Origin of the sequence: Pseudomonas sp., assembly GCF_046581935.1 — a bacterium.
GTDB lineage: Bacteria > Pseudomonadota > Gammaproteobacteria > Pseudomonadales > Pseudomonadaceae > Aquipseudomonas.
On the sequence record NZ_JAYGFK010000014.1, the window covers coordinates 90,962 to 108,693 of the forward strand.

The following is a 17,732-nucleotide window of genomic DNA, read 5'->3' on the forward strand; positions in this document are numbered from 1 at the left end:
AGGGCCGCCGTTGCATGCTCTCAACCAATTAACGGTCAGGGAGCGTGATGTTAAGTTCCAGAATGGAACAGCTGCCCTGGTTTTCCAGGGCAACTTGTACTTGGTCCGAATCGATATTCACGTACTTGCGGATCACCTCGACCAGCTCTTGCTGCAGGGCCGGTAGGTAATCCGGCTGGCTGCGCTGGCCGCGCTCGTGGGCGACGATAATTTGCAGACGCTCTTTCGCAATGGACGCGGTGGTTTCTTTCTTGCGTTCACGAAAGAAGTCAAAAATGTTCATTCACGACCTCCAAACAGGCGTTGCATGAATCCCTTCTTCTGCACGTCGAGGAACCGATGTGCCACTTCCTTGCCCAGCAGGCGGTCAACCGCATCGCTGTAAGCCTGGCCCGCATCGCTCTGATCGTCGAGGATCACCGGCACACCCTGGTTCGAGGCCTTGAGTACGGCTTGCGACTCAGGAATCACGCCCAGCAGGCGGATTGCGAGGATTTCTTCGACGTCTTCAACGCCGAGCATTTCGCCTTTGATCACGCGCTCCGGGTTGTAGCGGGTCAGCAGCAGGTGCTCCTTGATCGGCTCTTCGCCTTTTTCGGCGCGGCGCGACTTGCTTGCTAACAGGCCCAGCATGCGGTCCGAGTCACGTACCGAGGACACTTCAGGGTTGGTCACGACAATCGCTTCATCAGCGAAGTACATGGCCAAGTGAGCGCCTTTTTCGATACCGGCTGGTGAGTCGCAGACGACGTATTCGAAGTTTTCGCGCAGCTCGTTGATGACTTTTTCAACGCCTTCCTGGGTCAGCGCGTCTTTGTCACGGGTCTGGCTGGCGGCCAGCACGTAGAGATTTTCCAGGCGCTTGTCTTTGATCAGTGCCTGGGAGAGTGTCGCTTCGCCGTTGACCACGTTGACGAAGTCATACACCACGCGGCGTTCGCAGCCCATGATCAGGTCAAGGTTACGCAGGCCGACGTCGAAGTCGACGATGACCGTCTTGTGCCCACGCAGGGCGAGGCCGGTACCGATAGCGGCGCTGGTGGTGGTTTTACCAACGCCACCTTTGCCGGATGTAACAACGAGGATCTTGGCCAAGGTGATTCACCCCAAAATGTAGAAAAACGCAGGTTGCCGTGGCCTAGCTAAGGCTTCCGGCTGCCCTGTCTGTGTCCTTGAAAAGTGGCGGCAGTATCCGTTAAAGGCGGGTGATGTTCAACACATCACCCGACAGGCTGACATGCACCGCTTGGCCCCAGAGTGGGTCGCGCCGCAGGTCTTCGGACACCTTATATTGGCCGGCGATGGAAAGCAGTTCTGCGCCCATCTGCTGGCAGAAAATCCGTGCCTTGAGATTGCCCTTGATGCCGGCCAGTGCCCGGCCGCGCATCGGTGCGTAAACATGGATGTTGCCATCGGCGAGAAGTTCCGCACCGGCGCTGACTGGGGCCAGCACGATGAGGTCGCCACCCTGGGCGTATACCTGCTGGCCGCCACGCACTGGCGTGGTGATGATGCGGGTCGGTTTGAACTCGGGCTCAGCAGGTTTTTCCGGCTTCGGTGGGGTCAGGTCGATGGGCCGCTCACGTGCGCCGGAAGGCGGTAACACGGGCAGGTCCAGGGCTTCGGCGGCGTTGATGTCGGCCTCACGGTTGGCGCGGATAGCCAGGGTGCGCAAGCCGTGCTTGCGACAGACGGCCATTAATTCAGCCAGATCGAGAACCCCTTCGCCTTCCGGTAGCTTGTCCAGCGCCAATACCAGTGGGGTATTACTGAAGAAGGCGGGCGCTTGGGCGACCTTTTCACTGAGTTGTTGATCAAGGCGGGCGAGGTCGTTGTGTGCCAGTTCCATCACGGTGATGGCCAGCATGCTGCCTTTTAGCTGGAATACGGGGTCTTGCTCGAGGAGATCAGCTTGGCTCATGGTCTGCCTGATACGGCCCTTATTTAGAAACTGGGGGGAAAGTAAGCGGGACTTATAGCGAGAACGCCGCGCGCTCGCAAGTTGCGCACAGCAAAACCGGGGCTTGGCTAAAGTCCTGATAGAATGCCGCGCCTTGTTGCGTGCCTCGGACCTGTTTTATGGATCGCCCTGTATTTCGCGCTTATTTTCTTCATCCGCGTTTCTGGCTGTTATGGCTGGGCCTGGGATTGCTGTGGCTGATTGCCCAGCTGCCTTATAAGGTGCTGTTGTGGCTGGGGCGCGGATTGGGGGCCGGGATGTACCGCCTGGCCAGCTCGCGACGCAAGATTGCCGCGCGCAACCTGAAACTGTGCTTCCCACAGATGACCGTTGCCGAGCGCAAAACGCTATTAAAGGAAAACTTCGCCTCGACCGGGATTACCTTCTTTGAAATGGCCATTGCGTGGTGGTGGCCAGCCGAGCGGTTACGCCGCCTGGGCTCTATCGAAGGGCTGGAGCATTTACGCCAGGCGGAGGCTAATGGCCAGGGCGTAATCCTTATGGCACTGCACTTCACCACGCTGGAGATGGGCGGCGGCTTGCTTGGTATGGCGCAGAACATGTACGGCATGTACCGCCCGCACAAAAATCCGCTGTTTGACTATATGCAGCGCCGCGGCCGTGAGCAGCGTTTGCTGGGGGTGATTGGTCGTGATGACGTGCGTGGCATGCTTAAGCTGCTGCGTGCAGGCGGGGTGGTGTGGTATGCGCCGGATCAGGATTACGGCGCACAGCGCAGTGTATTTGTGCCGCTGTTTGGTGTGCCAGCGGCAACCGTGACGGCCACCAGCAAGTTCGCCCGCATGGGCCGTGCCCAGGTTATCCCCTTTACTCAGCAGCGCTTGCCGAATGGCCAGGGCTATCGGTTGGTGATTCATCCGCAGCTGGCGGACTTTCCTGGTGAAAGCGAGGAGGCTGATTGTCTGCGGGTCAATCAGTGGATCGAGCAGGCCATCTGCGCGTGCCCTGAGCAATATCTGTGGGCACACCGGCGTTTCAAAACGCGGCCCGAGGGTGAGCCGAAGATCTATAAGAAGAAGCGCTGAGCTACCATCCGATTGGTGGGCTGTGAGCTGGGCAAGGGTTTTCTTGGTGGTTGGTGGTTCCGTGTGCGCTGGCCAGGCTCCTATACTGGCGAAAAATAACGAGAATTAGCCTATGCCGCAGCGTGCTTCAACCAGTCAGCCGGTTACTGGGCTGATTCTTTCCGGCGGCGGCGCTCGGGCGGCTTATCAGGTAGGGGTGCTGACGGCCATTGCCGATCTGCTGCCTGATGCCGCCTACAATCCCTTTCCGGTTATCGTCGGTACGTCGGCCGGGGCCATCAATGCGGTTGGGCTGGCGTGCGGTGCATTGCACTTTACCGAGGCAGTGCGCCGTCTGACTAATGTTTGGCAGGGCTTTCATACCCATCAGGTGTACCGCAGCGACTGGCCTGGCGTTTTGCGTCAGGCCAGTCGTTTTATTGGCCACAGTTTGTTAGGCCTGGGTGGGCAGGTGCCGGTAGCACTACTTGATAGCTCACCGCTGGCTGAACTGCTGGCGCGTGAGCTGGATTTTAGCGGGATCGCTGCTGCAGTGCGGCGTCGTCAGTTGCGTGCAGTGGCAGTAACGGCGTTCGGCTATGAAACAGGGCAGGCGGTAACCTTTTATCAGGGGCGTGCCACCATTGATCCCTGGTTTCGCCATCGGCGGGTTGGTGTGCCGACGCGTTTGGCGCTTGAGCATTTGCTGGCCAGTGCCTCGATTCCGCTGATTTTTCCGCCGGTAAAAATCAACCGTGAATATTTTGGTGATGGTGCGGTGCGCCAGTCCGCACCGATCAGCCCGGCTTTGCACCTGGGGGCCAGTCGCGTATTGGTAGTCGGTGTGAGTGGTAACTCGTCAAATTCGCAGGCTCAACTGCCAGTGGCGCGTCCGCAGCAGAGCCGGCCGCCTAGCCTGGCGCAGATCAGTGGGCACATGCTCAACAGCACCTTTATCGACAGCCTGGAAAGCGATATTGAGCTGCTGGAGCGGCTCAATCAGATGGGCCGGCTGATCCCGCCTGAGCTTCAGCCGCGCGGTCTTGGCCTTAAACCTGTGGATGTGATGGTGATTGCACCTAGCCAGCCGTTAGACCTGATTGCCGCGCGTCACCGTCATGAGCTGCCCAAGGCTTTACGTCTTTTCCTGCGTGGGCCGGGTGCGACCAAGGCCAGCGGCGCGGGGGTGTTGAGTTACCTGTTGTTCGAGCCGGGGTACTGCAACGAGTTGATTGAGTTGGGGTATCAGGACGCCATGGCGCAAAAGACTCAGTTGGTCGAATTTCTTGGCTTGGACAGCCCGCCAGTGCCCATGGTCGTGCCGGTTACTGCGTAAAAATCACCGTTTGCTGTTCGGGCTATTGCACCGCGAGCTCTAGACGGCGCACTCGGTGATAAAAAATCCCTTTGTGTCTGCGGATAAAACCGCGCCAAGGCGGCGGGCTGCATTTAAACTGCGCCTTCCCGATGCTTTCTGTCGCATTTGCGAAAGCAGCGGTTGGCCTCGGGTTGGCGCTGTAAGAAGTTGTCGCATGGCGGCAATGCCGGCCCGGTGCCAGTCCCTACAATCCGTTTACCGCCTGCTTTTGATACAGGCGTTCCTCGTCAGGAGAGTTCAGATGTCCGTTCAGCACGACCCGGTGCAGCGCGCCGATTTCGACCAGGTGATGGTGCCCAACTATGCACCCGCTGCCTTTATCCCTGTGCGCGGCGCTGGTTCGCGAGTATGGGATCAAAGCGGTCGCGAGCTGATCGACTTTGCCGGCGGCATTGCCGTCAACGTGCTGGGGCACGCCCATCCAGCACTGGTTAAGGCGCTAACCGAGCAGGCTGGCAACCTCTGGCACGTGTCCAACGTGTTCACCAACGAGCCTGCTTTGCGCCTGGCCAAGAAACTCATTGACGCTACTTTCGCCGACCGCGTGTTCTTCTGTAACTCCGGTGCCGAAGCCAACGAGGCCGCGTTCAAGCTGGCCCGTCGCGTCGCGTTCGATAAATTCGGCGCAGAAAAATGCGAGATTATCGCGGCGACCAACAGCTTCCACGGTCGCACCCTGTTTACTGTCAGTGTTGGTGGTCAGCCGAAGTATTCCGACGGTTTCGGGCCGAAGATTCAAGGTATCAGCCATATCCCCTATAACGATATCGAGGCGCTTAAGGCGGCCGTATCGGATAAAACCTGTGCCGTGGTGTTAGAGCCGATCCAGGGTGAAGGCGGCGTGTTGCCGGCTGACTTGGCGTATCTGCAAGCGGCGCGTGAGCTGTGTGATAAGCACAATGCGCTGTTGGTGTTCGATGAAGTGCAAAGCGGTATGGGCCGTAGTGGTTCGCTGTTTGCCTACCAGCATTACGGCGTGACTCCAGACATCCTCTCCAGCGCCAAGAGCCTGGGCGGTGGTTTCCCGATTGGCGCGATGCTCACCACCAACGAGTTGGCCAAGCATCTGGCCGTTGGTACGCACGGCACCACCTACGGCGGCAACCCGCTGGCGTGTGCGGTGGGCGAGGCAGTCATCGATACCATCAATACCCCTGAAGTATTGGCCGGGGTGAAGGCTAAGCATCAGCGCTTCAAAACCAAACTGGAGCAGATCGCCCAGCAATACGGCGTGTTCAGTGAGGTACGCGGTCTTGGTCTGTTGATCGGCGCAGTGCTCTCTGAGGCCTGGAAAGGTAAGGCCAAGGCGATTTTCGATGCGGCCGCTGCCGAAGGTGTGATGGTGTTGCAGGCCGGTCCGGATGTGGTGCGTTTTGCCCCGAGCCTGGTGGTTGAAGATGCGGATATCGACGAAGGCCTGGCGCGCTTCGAACGGGCTGTGGCCAAGCTGAGCCAAGCCTGATGCATGTCTGAGTCGTCCTGTCAGGGCGGATCAGGTAGTGCTTGCTCGACCCATGGACGGGTTGAACTAACCGCAAGGAAGCCAGTTTGTGTTTGTGCCGCAGGCCTTGTCTGCGGCTTGTTCTGCAGCGCGGCTTAGCGTTTCAGGCACTTTTCTCAACAGGAGTGACACCATGCTGGTGATGCGCCCCGCGCAAATGGCCGACCTTGCTGAAGTGCAACGTCTTGCCGCGGACAGCCCGGTTGGTGTGACTTCACTGCCGGATGACAGTGATCGGCTGCGCGAAAAAATAGCGGCTTCCGAGGCCTCGTTTACTGCCGAAGTAAGTTTCAACGGTGAAGAACGCTACTTTTTCGTCCTTGAAGACAGCGAAAGTGGTCGCTTGGTCGGCTGCTCGGGGATTGTCGCTTCAGCCGGTTATTCCGAGCCGTTTTACAGCTTTCGCAACGAAACCTTCGTGCACAACTCCCGTGAGTTGAAAATCCATAACAAGATCCACGTGCTCTCGCTGTGCCACGACCTCACCGGCAACAGCCTGCTGACCAGCTTCTATGTTGAGCGACCGCTGGTAAATACCGCGTGGTCGGAGCTCAACTCCCGTGGACGCTTGCTGTTTTTGGCCAACCACCCAGAGCGTTTTGCCGATGCAGTAGTGGTGGAAGTCGTCGGTTACAGCGACGAGGCGGGCGACTCGCCATTTTGGGATGCTGTGGGGCGTAACTTCTTTGATATGAATTACAGCGAGGCAGAGCGCTTGTGTGGTTTGAAGAGCCGTACCTTCCTTGCCGAACTGATGCCGCATTACCCGATTTATGTGCCGCTGTTGCCGGACGAGGCGCAGGAAGCCATGGGGCAGGTGCATCCGCGCGCGCAGGTCAGCTTTGACATTCTGATGCGCGAAGGCTTTGAAACTGATCATTACATCGACATTTTTGACGGCGGCCCGACGCTGCACGCACGCACCTCAAGCGTGCGCTCGATTGCCCAGAGCCGTGTGGTGCCGGTGCAGGTTGCTGCCGGTGACGGGCGTGAGCCGGTTAAGGGTGGCCGCGAGTATTTGGTCTGTAGCGGTCAGTTGCAGGATTTCCGCGCGATTGTGGCCGAACTGGATTGGGTGCCTGGCAAGCCGGTCAGCCTAAGTGTTGCGGCCGCCGAAGCCCTGGGTGTCGGCGAAGGCGTCAGCGTACGCCTGGTTGCGGTTTAAGGAGTTACCCATGATCGTTCGTCCTGTGCGCAACACTGATCTCCCGGCCCTGTTCCAACTGGCGCGCAGCACCGGTGCTGGTTTGACCACGCTGCCTGCCAACGAGGAACGCCTGGCGCACCGCGTTGGCTGGGCCGAGAAAACCTTTCGCGGCGAGGTCGCTCGGGCTGACGCTGATTACCTCTTCGTGCTGGAAGACGATGACGGTGAGGTGGTGGGCATATCCGCCATTGCGGGGGCCGTGGGCCTGCGTGAGCCTTGGTACAACTACCGGGTCGGCCTGACGGTGAGTGCCTCCCGCGAGCTGAATATTCATCGGCAGATTCCTACGTTATTTCTGGCCAATGACATGACCGGCAACTCCGAGCTGTGCTCGTTGTTCTTGCGTGGCGATCAGCGCAGCGGTCTCAACGGCCGTTTACTGTCCAAGGCGCGCTTTTTGTTTATTGCTGAGTTCCGTGAGTTGTTCGGCGACAAAGTGATTGCCGAGATGCGCGGCATGTCCGATGAGCAGGGCCGTTCACCCTTCTGGGAATGCTTGGGGCGGCACTTTTTCAAAATGGAGTTCAGTCAGGCGGACTACCTCACTGGTGTGGGTAACAAGGCGTTCATCGCTGAGTTGATGCCCAAGTTTCCGCTGTATGCCTGCTTTCTCTCTGAAGATGCGCGCAACACCATCGGTCGCGTCCATCCGGATACTGAGCCAGCCTTGACCATGCTCAAGGCTGAGGGTTTTAGCTATCAGGGTTATGTCGACATCTTTGATGCTGGTCCGGCCATTGAAGCGCAAACCGCAAAAATCCGTGCCGTGCATGACAGTCAGGTGCTGGTGCTGGCTGTTGGCACTCCGGGCGACGATGCGCCGCAGTTTCTGATCCACAACCGCAAACGTGAGGAGTGCCGGATTACCAGTGCACCGGCGCGCTTGGCCGCCGGCACCTTGGTGGTTGATGCGCAAACGGCCAAGCGCTTGCGCATGTCGGCAGGCGATCAGGTGCGCGCGGTAGCCATTGCCGTCCGCAGCTGAAGGCCGGGAGCCCTACAGTGCAACGCCGCTGTATCTAATTGCCGGTCCGGCGGGTAGCCGGGTCTACACCTTGCTGGGAGTGATAAAACAAAATGAGCACTCATTACATTGCCGGTGTCTGGCACTCAGGCCAGGGTGAGGCCTTGGCATCGCTCAATCCAGTCAGTCAGGAAGCTATCTGGCAAGGTCAGGCGGCTAGCGCTGTGCAGGTTGACGCCGCCGTTCAGGCCGCTCGCCGCGCATTCCCTGCTTGGGCCTCGCGCTCGCTGGATGAGCGCATTGCCGTGCTTGAGCAATTTGCTGCCACGCTCAAACAGCATGCTGATGCGCTGGGCTACTGCATTGGTGAGGAAACCGGCAAACCGTTGTGGGAAACCGCTACGGAAGTCACCAGCATGGTCAACAAGGTTGCTATCTCGATTCAAAGTTACCGCGAGCGTACGGGCGAGAAGAGTGTGCCACTGGCCGACGCCAGTGCTGTGTTGCGGCACAAACCGCATGGTGTGGTGGCGGTGTTCGGTCCGTACAATTTTCCCGGTCACCTGCCTAACGGCCATATTGTGCCGGCGCTGTTGGCAGGCAACTGCGTGGTGTTCAAGCCCAGCGAGCTAACGCCGAAAGTCGCCGAGCTGACGGTTAAATGCTGGATTGAGGCCGGCTTGCCGGCAGGCGTGCTCAACCTGCTGCAGGGCGCGCGCAATACGGGTGTAGCCCTGGCCGCGCATGAGGGCATCGATGGTCTGTTCTTTACCGGTTCCAGCCATACCGGCAACCTGTTGCACAGCCAATTTGCCGGCCGCCCAGAGAAGATTCTCGCCCTGGAGATGGGTGGCAACAACCCGCTGCTGGTCGATCAGGTCACAGACCTCAATGCGGCGGTGTACAGCATCATTCAGTCGGCTTTTATTTCTGCCGGGCAGCGCTGTACCTGTGCGCGTCGCTTGCTGGTGCCGCAGGGCGCTTGGGGCGATAGTTTGTTGGCGCGTCTGGTTGAGGTTGCCGCGAGTATCAAGGTCGGCAGCTTCGATGCGCAGCCTGCACCCTTTATGGGCTCGGTGATCTCCTTGGCAGCTGCTCAGCATCTGCTCAAGGCGCAGCAGCACCTGCTGGCTCAAGGTGCCAAGCCGTTGCTGGAAATGACCCAACTGTTGCCGAGCGCGGCTTTGCTAACCCCGGGGATTATCGATGTGACGGAGGTGCCTGAGCGCCCGGACGAGGAGTTCTTCGGCCCGCTGCTGCAGGTGATTCGCTACGCCGATTTCGAGGCGGCCATTGCTGAGGCCAATAACACCCAGTTCGGCCTGGCTGCTGGCTTGCTGTCCGATTCCAAGGCGCGCTACCAGCAGTTCTGGCTGCACAGTCGCGCCGGCATCGTCAATTGGAACAAGCAGCTGACCGGTGCTGCCAGTACGGCACCATTTGGTGGTGTGGGCGCTTCCGGTAATCACCGCGCCAGCGCCTATTACGCGGCCGATTATTGCGCTTATCCGGTGGCCTCGCTGGAGTCCGACAGCCTGAGTTTGCCCGCCACGCTGACCCCCGGAGTAAGCCTGTGAGCCACGCGTCTAATGCCTCTGCATATGAAGTGAATTTTGACGGTCTGGTCGGGCCGACGCATAACTATGGCGGTTTGTCTTACGGTAACGTCGCGTCGCAGAGCAACTGTCAGGTCGCGTCCAACCCGAAAGAGGCCGCCAAACAGGGTTTGGCCAAGATGAAGGCGCTGATGGACATGGGCTTCAAGCAGGGCGTGCTCGCCCCGCAGGAGCGCCCAAACGTCGCGGTGCTACGCAGCTTGGGTTTTGCCGGGACAGACGCGCAGGTGATCGAAAAAGCCGCGAAAGAGGCCATGCCGTTGCTGGTCGCCAGTTGCTCGGCATCCAGCATGTGGACGGCCAACGCCTGTACCGTCAGCCCCAGTGCTGACACCGCTGATGGTCGCGTGCATTTCACTGCGGCCAATCTCAACTGCAAATTTCACCGTTCGATTGAGCATCCCACTACCAGTCGTGTGTTGGCGGCGATGTTCGCCAGCGAGCAGCACTTTGCCCATCACCCTGCGTTGCCTGCTGTTAGTCAGTTTGGTGATGAGGGGGCGGCTAATCACACGCGCTTTTGCAAAGGCTATGGTGACGCCGGTGTGGAGTTCTTCGTTTTTGGCAGCAGCGCTTTCGACAACCGCTTCCCGGCTCCGCAGCGCTACCCCGCGCGGCAAACTCTGGAGGCCTCGCAAGCGGTGGCTCGCCTGCATGGGTTGAGTGATGAGGCGGTGGTCTACGCCCAGCAGACCCCGGCGGTGATCGATCAGGGCGTGTTCCACAACGATGTGATTGCGGTGGGCAATGGCGAGGTGTTGTTCTATCACCAGGACGCCTTCCTCAATACCGATAAGGTGCTGGCTGAACTGAGCGACAAGCTTGCTCGCCGTGGTACTAACTTCCAGGCGGTGTGTGTGCCGCGTGAGGTCGTGACGGTGGCGGATGCAGTGAAATCCTACCTGTTCAATAGCCAGCTGCTTAGTCGTGCTGATGGCGGCATGTTGCTGATTGTGCCGGAAGAGTGCCGCCACAACGCCAATGTTTGGGGTTATCTGCAACGCTTAACCAATAGCAATGGGCCGATCCGTGAGGTTCAGGTCTTCGACCTTAAACAGAGTATGCAAAACGGCGGTGGCCCAGCCTGCCTGCGCTTGCGCGTGGCGCTCAAGGAGTACGAGCTGGCAGCAGTCAATCAGGGGGTGATTATGACCCCGGCGCTGCACGACACGCTCAACATCTGGGTCGACAAACACTACCGTGATCGCCTGAGCGAAAACGACTTGGCTGATCCACAATTGCTTAACGAATGCCGCACCGCCTTGGATGAACTGACGCAGATCCTTAAACTGGGTGCGGTTTATCCCTTCCAATTAGCTTGAGTAGCGTGGGTCACGCTTTATCGACCCACCATGACGTGCTTATGGTGGATGTAAAAACGCCATTCACCCTACGCCAATACCTGTGGAGATTTTATGAGCGACGCCCTGCAACTGATCCTTGAAGACACCGACGGCACCCAGCTGGAAACCTCCTGCACACGTTTTGCCGTGATGTGGCAAGGCCAGGAAATCTGGTTTCAGCAGGTTGGCAATAACCAATTGATGATCGGTGTGGATGTGGAGGAGGGCGCTGCCGAATACGCCAACCTGCTGCTGCGTCCACTGGCTACCAATCTGGTCAGCCTGGAGTTGGAAATGGAAGCCGCTGAGCCTGGCGATGATGACGATCACGTACACGGCCCAGACTGCACTCACGACTGAGGAAACGCCATGCTTGCCCTCGGCAAACTGCTTGAATTGACCTTGGTCGGCCATGAGCCCGCCGCGAAGATTCAACTGACACCCGAGGGTACGCGTTTGCGTTGGCTGGCCGAAGGCGCGTTAGAAGTTACGCCGCCGGTGGCCAGTGACAATGGTCAGGACCTGCTGCTGTCGGCAGGCATCCATGGCAACGAAACCGCGCCTATCGAGTTGCTCGATCGTCTGTTGCAGGCCATTGCCCGCAATCAGCTGAAGCCGCGCGCCCGCATTCTCTTTCTGTTCGGTAACCCCGCCGCCATGCGTTGCGGCGAGCGTTATGTCGAGCAGGACATCAATCGTTTGTTTAACGGCCGTCACGATCAGCACACCGGTGCTGAGGCCATGCGTGCCTGTGACCTGGAGCACCTGGCTGCGGCCTTTTTCAATAAGCCAGAGCGCAGTCGCTTGCACTACGACTTGCACACCGCGATTCGTGCCTCGAAGATCGAGCAGTTTGCCCTTTACCCGTTTCAGCAAGGGCGTCCACGCAGCCTGCGTGAACTGGCGCGCTTGAGCGCTGCCGGGATCGAGGCGGTGTTACTGCATAACAAGAGCTCGGTAACCTTCAGCGCCTATACCTATACCCAATTGGGTGCAGAGGCTTTAACTCTGGAATTGGGCAAGGCGAGACCGTTTGGGCAGAACGAGTTGGTCAATCTGGATCTACTTGAACTGCATCTGCAGGCCCTGATTGAAGGGCGTGAGCTTGCAGGGGCAAGCGATGACCTTGGCGGGTTAAAGCTATTTGCCGTGGCTCGCGAGGTAATCAAGCACAGCGATGCCTTCACGCTGCATTTGCCGGCGGATATCGAGAACTTCACGGAGTTGCCGGTTGGTTATTTACTGGCCGAGGACTTGAGTGACACCCGCTGGATGGTGGATGAGCCAGGCACGCGGATCATCTTCCCTAATCCAAAAGTCAAAAACGGCCTGCGTGCCGGCATCCTGATTGTTCCCGCTGAAGACGTGCAGCTGGCTTGAGTCAGTTACGGTCTGCTGCGCGTCGGCCCTGCGGCGTTAAAAACAGGCTCGGCAAGCCGTTTGCGGCTAACGCGCTTTAGCGCGACCCGATGGGCGAGCGAAGCCTGTAGCCCGTATACAATCCGGGCCACGCCAACTCCTGACGCGAAATCTGTCCTGCGCTTTCTCGCTTGATCTGTACCTTGTTTGTCGTCCTCGGTGGGCTTTAGCATCGTCGTTTCCCTCGTTCAAGGACCGCCCGCCATGCCCATCATCGACCTGCGCAGCGACACCGTCACCCAACCGACGCCAGGTATGCGCGCAGCCATGCAGGCCGCCGAGCTGGGCGATGATGTATACGGTGAAGATCCAACCGTTAATCGTCTTGAGCAGTACCTGGCGGCCGAACTGGGTTTTGCGGCTGCGCTGTTCGTACCCACTGGCACCATGAGCAACCTGCTCGGGTTGATGGCGCATTGCGCGCGCGGCGACGAATACATCGTTGGTCAGCAGGCGCACACCTATAAATATGAAGGCGGCGGAGCGGCGGTGCTCGGCTCCATCCAGCCGCAACCCATTGAGGGCGAAGCTGACGGATCGCTGGATTTGGCCAAGGTCGAAGCTGCAATCAAGCTGGACGACTTCCACTTCGCCCGTACCCGCTTGCTGGCGCTGGAAAACACCATGCAGGGCAAGGTGCTGCCGCAGGCATATCTGCAGGAAGCGCGCGAACTGACCACGCGGCGTGGCCTGGCCCTACATCTGGACGGTGCACGGCTATATAACGCGGCGGTCAAGCTGGGCGTGCCGGCGCGTGCGATTACGCAATACTTCGATTCGGTCTCGGTGTGTCTGTCCAAGGGCCTCGGTGCGCCGGTTGGCTCGGTGCTGTGCGGTTCAGTCGAGCTGATTGGCCGGGCGCGGCGTTTGCGCAAAATGGTCGGCGGTGGCATGCGTCAGGCCGGCATGCTGGCGGCGGCCGGTTTGTATGCCCTGGAGCATCAGGTGGCGCGCTTGGCCGACGATCATACTAATGCCGAGCGGCTGGCCAGCGGTCTGCGTGAGCTGGGTTATATGGTCGAGCCGGTGCAGACCAATATGGTCTATGTCCAGGTTGCTGAACAGGCCGGTGCGTTGCAGGCGTTCTGCGCCGAGCGCGGCATCAAGCTGAGCGCCGCAGCGCGCCTGCGCATGGTCACGCACTTGGATATTTCGGCTGCAGCTATCGATCAGGTCGTCGCCGCCTTTGCAGAATTTCGCGCGAGTTGAATGAAGCAGGGCAGCTGATAGCTGTTATCTATCAATAAAGGCACTAGCCCCCTAGCGCAGGCCCGATATAATGCGGCCCTTTGCCGGCTTTGTCGTGGCCGCTGGTTTTTGGAAGATTCCTATGAAAAGCGCAGAAATCCGTGAAGCCTTCCTCAGCTTCTTCGAACAGAAGGGACACACCCGTGTCGCCTCCAGCTCCCTGATTCCGGGCAATGACCCGACCCTGTTGTTTACCAACGCGGGGATGAATCAGTTCAAAGATTGTTTCCTTGGCCTGGAGAAGCGCGCCTACACCCGCGCCGCCACCAGCCAGAAGTGCGTGCGCGCCGGCGGTAAGCATAACGACTTGGAAAACGTCGGTTATACCGCACGTCACCACACGTTCTTTGAAATGCTCGGCAACTTCAGCTTTGGCGACTATTTCAAGCGTGATGCTATTCACTTTGCTTGGGAGTTTCTCACCGGTGAAAACTGGCTGAAGCTGCCCAAAGAAAAGCTCTGGGTGACCGTCTACGCGACGGACGACGAGGCCTATGATATCTGGGCCAAGGAAGTAGGCGTGCCGGCTGAGCGGATGATCCGCATTGGCGACAACAAGGGCGCGCCATATGCGTCCGACAACTTTTGGACGATGGGCGATACCGGCCCGTGTGGCCCGTGCACCGAGATTTTCTTCGACCACGGCGAGCACATCTGGGGTGGCCCACCCGGTTCGCCAGAAGAAGACGGCGACCGTTATATCGAAATCTGGAACAACGTATTTATGCAGTTCAACCGGACTGCCGATGGCGTATTGCACCCACTGCCGGCGCCGAGCGTGGACACCGGTATGGGCCTGGAACGCGTTAGTGCGGTGTTGCAGCACGTTAACTCGAACTACGAAATTGACCTGTTCCAGAGCCTGCTCAACGCTGCTGCTCAGGCTATTGGTTGCGCCAACGAAGGTCAGGCTTCGCTGAAAGTAGTGGCTGACCACATTCGCTCCTGCGGCTTCCTGATTGCCGATGGCGTGACCCCATCCAACGAAGGTCGTGGTTATGTGCTGCGCCGCATCATCCGTCGCGCTTGCCGCCACGGTAACAAGTTGGGTGCCAAGGGCAGCTTCTTCTACCAAATCGTTGCTGCGCTGGTGGCCGAGATGGGCGATGCCTTCCCTGAGTTGAAACAACAGCAGGCGCACATTGAGCGCGTACTGAAGACTGAAGAAGAGCAGTTCGCCAAGACTCTGGAACAGGGGCTGAAAATCCTCGAGCAGGACCTGGCCGAGCTGAAAGGCTCTGTGATCCCTGGTGATGTGATCTTCAAGCTGTATGACACCTTCGGCTTTCCGATGGACCTCACCGGTGATATCGCCCGTGAGCGTGAGCTGACTCTAGATGAGGAAGGCTTCGAGCGCGAAATGCAGGCGCAGCGCGAGCGCGCTCGTTCTGCCAGCTCGTTTGGCATGGACTACAACGCGCTGGTCAAGGTCGACAGCGACACGACGTTCCTCGGCTATCAAGGCACCAGCGGCAGCGGCAAGATTGTTGCGCTGTTCAAGGCTGGCCAGGCAGTGGAGAGCTTGGGCGAAGGCGAGGAGGGCGTTGTGGTCCTCGATCAAACGCCGTTCTACGCCGAGTCCGGTGGTCAGGCGGGTGACTGCGGCTACCTTGAAGGTGCTGGCGTGCGTTTCGACGTGCGTGATACCACTAAGGCTGGCGGTGCGTTCTTGCACCACGGTGTTGCTGTTAAAGGCGGGCTGAGCGTCGGCACATCGGTCAAAGCCGAAGTGGATGCCAGCGTACGCCAGGCGACTGCGCTCAATCACTCGGCCACTCACTTGCTGCACGCGGCCTTGCGCCAGGTGCTGGGCGATCACGTTACGCAGAAAGGCTCGCTGGTTGACAGTCAGCGCCTGCGCTTTGACTTCAGCCACTTTGAGGCCATCACGCCAGCGCAATTGAGAGAGTTGGAAGCCATCGTCAACCGCGAAGTGCGCGCTAACAGCGAAGTGGAAACCCTGGAGACCGACATCGAAACGGCCAAGGCTAAAGGTGCCATGGCACTGTTCGGTGAGAAGTACGGCGATCAGGTGCGCGTGCTGAGCATGGGCGGTGACTTCTCTGTCGAGCTATGCGGCGGTACCCACGTCAAACGTACCGGTGATATTGGTCTGTTCAAAATTATCAGCGAAAGCGGCGTGGCCGCAGGCGTGCGACGTATTGAAGCCGTCACTGGTGCAGTAGCCTTTGCTTATCTAAATGGCGCGGAAGAGCAGCTGAAAGAAGCTGCGGCTCTGGTCAAAGGCAGCCGTGACAACCTGCTGGATAAGCTCGCCGGTGTGCTGGAGCGCAACCGTCAGCTGGAAAAAGAGCTGGAACAGCTCAAGGCCAAGGCTGCTAGTGCGGCAGGTAATGACCTTGCAGGTTCAGCCGTCGACGTCAAAGGCATCAAGGTGCTGACTGCGCGCCTCGATGGCTTGGATGGTAAGGCGCTGCTGGCGATGGTCGATCAGTTGAAGAATAAGCTCGGCAGCGCGGTGATCCTGCTCGGCGGCGTACAGGACGACAAAGTTGTACTGGTAGCCGGTGTGACGCAGAACCTGACCGCCAAGCTGAAAGCGGGTGACCTTATGAAGCAGGCGGCTGCTGCCGTGGGCGGTAAGGGCGGCGGTCGTCCAGACATGGCCCAGGGCGGCGGCGTTGATGCTGCGGCATTGGATGGTGCGCTGGCGTTGGCTGTAGCGTTCGCTGAACAAGGTCTCTAAGCACCAGGCTTCGTAGATATTCTCTGCAAGGCTCGGTCTGCGCCCGGCGGGCCTTGGCAGGCTATTGAGTTATCTGTTTAATGGGCGCCCTTCACGGGCTGAGGCGGCTTTGAAATGGCTTTGATCGTACAGAAATTTGGCGGCACCTCCGTCGGCACTGTTGAGCGTATTCAGCAGGTGGCGGCAAAGGTGAAGAAATTCCGCGAAAACGGCGATGACATTGTGGTTGTGGTTTCCGCCATGAGCGGTGAAACCAATCGCCTGATCGATCTGGCCAAACAGGTCAGTGATGGTCAGCCGATACCACGTGAACTCGACGTGATGGTCTCGACCGGCGAGCAGGTGACGATTGCCCTGCTGGCCATGGCGCTGATCAATATTGGCGTACCGGCAGTGTCTTATACCGGAAGCCAGGTGCGCATCCTGACTGATAGCGCGCATAACAAGGCACGTATTCTGCAAATTGATGACCAGAAGCTACGCACTGACCTCAAGGCTGGGCGTGTAGTGGTGGTCGCTGGTTTCCAGGGTGTCGACGAGCACGGCAATATCACCACCCTGGGGCGTGGCGGGTCCGATACAACCGGCGTAGCGCTGGCGGCGGCATTGAAGGCCGATGAGTGCCACATCTATACCGATGTCGATGGCGTCTATACCACCGACCCACGGGTGGTGCCTCAGGCCCGGCGTCTAGAAAAGATCACCTTTGAAGAGATGCTGGAAATGGCCAGCCTCGGTTCCAAGGTGCTACAGATTCGCTCGGTGGAGTTCGCCGGCAAGTACAACGTCCCGCTGCGCGTGTTGCACAGCTTCCAGGAGGGTCCTGGCACCCTCATTACCCTTGATGAAGAGGAATCCATGGAACAGCCGATTATCTCCGGCATCGCTTTCAACCGCGACGAAGCCAAGCTGACTATCCGTGGCGTGCCGGACCTACCGGGCGTGGCGTTCAAAATTCTTGGCCCAATCAGTGCCGCGAATATCGAGGTGGACATGATCGTGCAGAACGTTGCGCACGATAACACCACTGATTTCACCTTTACCGTGCATCGTAACGATTACGCTGCGGCGCAGCAGGTGCTTGAAGATACCGCTCGTGAGCTAGGCGCCCGCGAAGTAGTTGGTGACATCAAGATTGCCAAGGTGTCCATCGTTGGCGTGGGTATGCGCTCTCATGCTGGCGTGGCCAGTCGGATGTTTGAGGCCCTGGCGAAAGAAAATATTAATATCCAGATGATCTCTACCTCGGAAATCAAAGTCTCCGTGGTGATCGAAGAAAAATATCTGGAGTTGGCGGTGCGCGCCCTGCACACTGCTTTTGAACTGGATGCCCCGGCCCGCAAGGCTGACTAAGGCATTATCCG

Annotated in this window: 15 protein-coding genes; 12 read left to right on the forward strand and 3 right to left on the reverse strand. The window is 58.8% G+C overall.

Features of this window, described 5'->3' with window-relative positions; all coding sequences use genetic code 11:
• Positions 1 to 28 precede the first annotated feature (28 nt).
• The 3 genes from minE to minC all read right to left on the reverse strand — a co-directional run bounded on the left by minE (position 29) and on the right by minC (position 1,921).
• Positions 29 to 283 (reverse strand): cell division topological specificity factor MinE, encoded by a 255-nt coding sequence (minE, locus tag VCA57_RS11230; RefSeq protein ID WP_025165363.1) that lies wholly within the window; start codon positions 281 to 283, stop codon positions 29 to 31.
• Positions 280 to 1,095, reverse strand: a complete 816-nt coding sequence (gene minD, locus VCA57_RS11235) for a septum site-determining protein MinD (RefSeq protein WP_411185110.1) — start codon at positions 1,093 to 1,095, stop codon at positions 280 to 282. Before minD ends, minE begins: the two co-directional genes overlap by 4 nt.
• Positions 1,096 to 1,195: 100 nt before the next feature.
• The gene (minC, locus tag VCA57_RS11240) at positions 1,196 to 1,921 is read right to left on the reverse strand and encodes a septum site-determining protein MinC (protein WP_411185111.1); all 726 of its coding nucleotides are present in this window, start codon (positions 1,919 to 1,921) and stop codon (positions 1,196 to 1,198) included.
• A gap of 158 nt (positions 1,922 to 2,079) precedes the next feature.
• Here minC and VCA57_RS11245 point away from each other — a divergent pair, with 158 nt between their 5' ends.
• The 12 genes from VCA57_RS11245 (at position 2,080) to VCA57_RS11300 (ending at position 17,721) form a co-directional block, all read left to right on the forward strand.
• Entirely contained in the window at positions 2,080 to 3,006 is a 927-nt protein-coding gene (locus VCA57_RS11245) for a lipid A biosynthesis lauroyl acyltransferase (protein ID WP_411185112.1), read from the forward strand.
• A gap of 112 nt (positions 3,007 to 3,118) precedes the next feature.
• Positions 3,119 to 4,321: a patatin-like phospholipase family protein gene (locus tag VCA57_RS11250; protein ID WP_411185113.1), complete on the forward strand. Its 1,203-nt coding sequence runs from the start codon at positions 3,119 to 3,121 to the stop codon at positions 4,319 to 4,321.
• A 283-nt stretch (positions 4,322 to 4,604) separates the two neighbouring features.
• Positions 4,605 to 5,825 (forward strand): aspartate aminotransferase family protein, encoded by a 1,221-nt coding sequence (locus VCA57_RS11255; RefSeq protein WP_411185114.1) that lies wholly within the window; start codon positions 4,605 to 4,607, stop codon positions 5,823 to 5,825.
• A 172-nt stretch (positions 5,826 to 5,997) separates the two neighbouring features.
• A complete protein-coding gene (gene aruF / locus VCA57_RS11260) occupies positions 5,998 to 7,029 on the forward strand; it encodes an arginine/ornithine succinyltransferase subunit alpha (RefSeq protein WP_411185115.1) in 1,032 nt (343 codons plus the stop codon).
• 10 nt (positions 7,030 to 7,039) lie between these two features.
• The gene (gene astA, locus VCA57_RS11265) at positions 7,040 to 8,056 is read left to right on the forward strand and encodes an arginine N-succinyltransferase (RefSeq protein ID WP_411185116.1); all 1,017 of its coding nucleotides are present in this window, start codon (positions 7,040 to 7,042) and stop codon (positions 8,054 to 8,056) included.
• 92 nt (positions 8,057 to 8,148) lie between these two features.
• On the forward strand, positions 8,149 to 9,612 hold the full coding sequence (astD, locus tag VCA57_RS11270) for a succinylglutamate-semialdehyde dehydrogenase (RefSeq protein ID WP_411185117.1): 1,464 nt from the start codon (positions 8,149 to 8,151) through the stop codon (positions 9,610 to 9,612).
• Entirely contained in the window at positions 9,609 to 10,973 is a 1,365-nt protein-coding gene (astB, locus tag VCA57_RS11275) for an N-succinylarginine dihydrolase (protein WP_411185118.1), read from the forward strand. The genes astD and astB overlap by 4 nt, the downstream gene beginning before the upstream one ends.
• A 93-nt stretch (positions 10,974 to 11,066) precedes the next feature.
• Positions 11,067 to 11,354 carry a topoisomerase II gene (locus tag VCA57_RS11280; RefSeq protein ID WP_411185119.1) on the forward strand — a complete coding sequence of 96 codons (288 nt, stop codon included), beginning with the start codon at positions 11,067 to 11,069 and terminating at the stop codon, positions 11,352 to 11,354.
• A 9-nt stretch (positions 11,355 to 11,363) separates the two neighbouring features.
• A complete protein-coding gene (gene astE / locus VCA57_RS11285; RefSeq protein ID WP_411185120.1) occupies positions 11,364 to 12,374 on the forward strand; it encodes a succinylglutamate desuccinylase in 1,011 nt (336 codons plus the stop codon).
• A 243-nt stretch (positions 12,375 to 12,617) separates the two neighbouring features.
• Positions 12,618 to 13,622: a low-specificity L-threonine aldolase gene (gene ltaE, locus VCA57_RS11290; RefSeq protein WP_411185121.1), complete on the forward strand. Its 1,005-nt coding sequence runs from the start codon at positions 12,618 to 12,620 to the stop codon at positions 13,620 to 13,622.
• Between the two features lie 121 nt (positions 13,623 to 13,743).
• The gene (gene alaS / locus VCA57_RS11295) at positions 13,744 to 16,368 is read left to right on the forward strand and encodes an alanine--tRNA ligase (protein ID WP_411185122.1); all 2,625 of its coding nucleotides are present in this window, start codon (positions 13,744 to 13,746) and stop codon (positions 16,366 to 16,368) included.
• 114 nt (positions 16,369 to 16,482) lie between these two features.
• A complete protein-coding gene (locus tag VCA57_RS11300) occupies positions 16,483 to 17,721 on the forward strand; it encodes an aspartate kinase (protein WP_411185123.1) in 1,239 nt (412 codons plus the stop codon).
• The last annotated feature ends 11 nt before the right edge of the window (positions 17,722 to 17,732 follow it).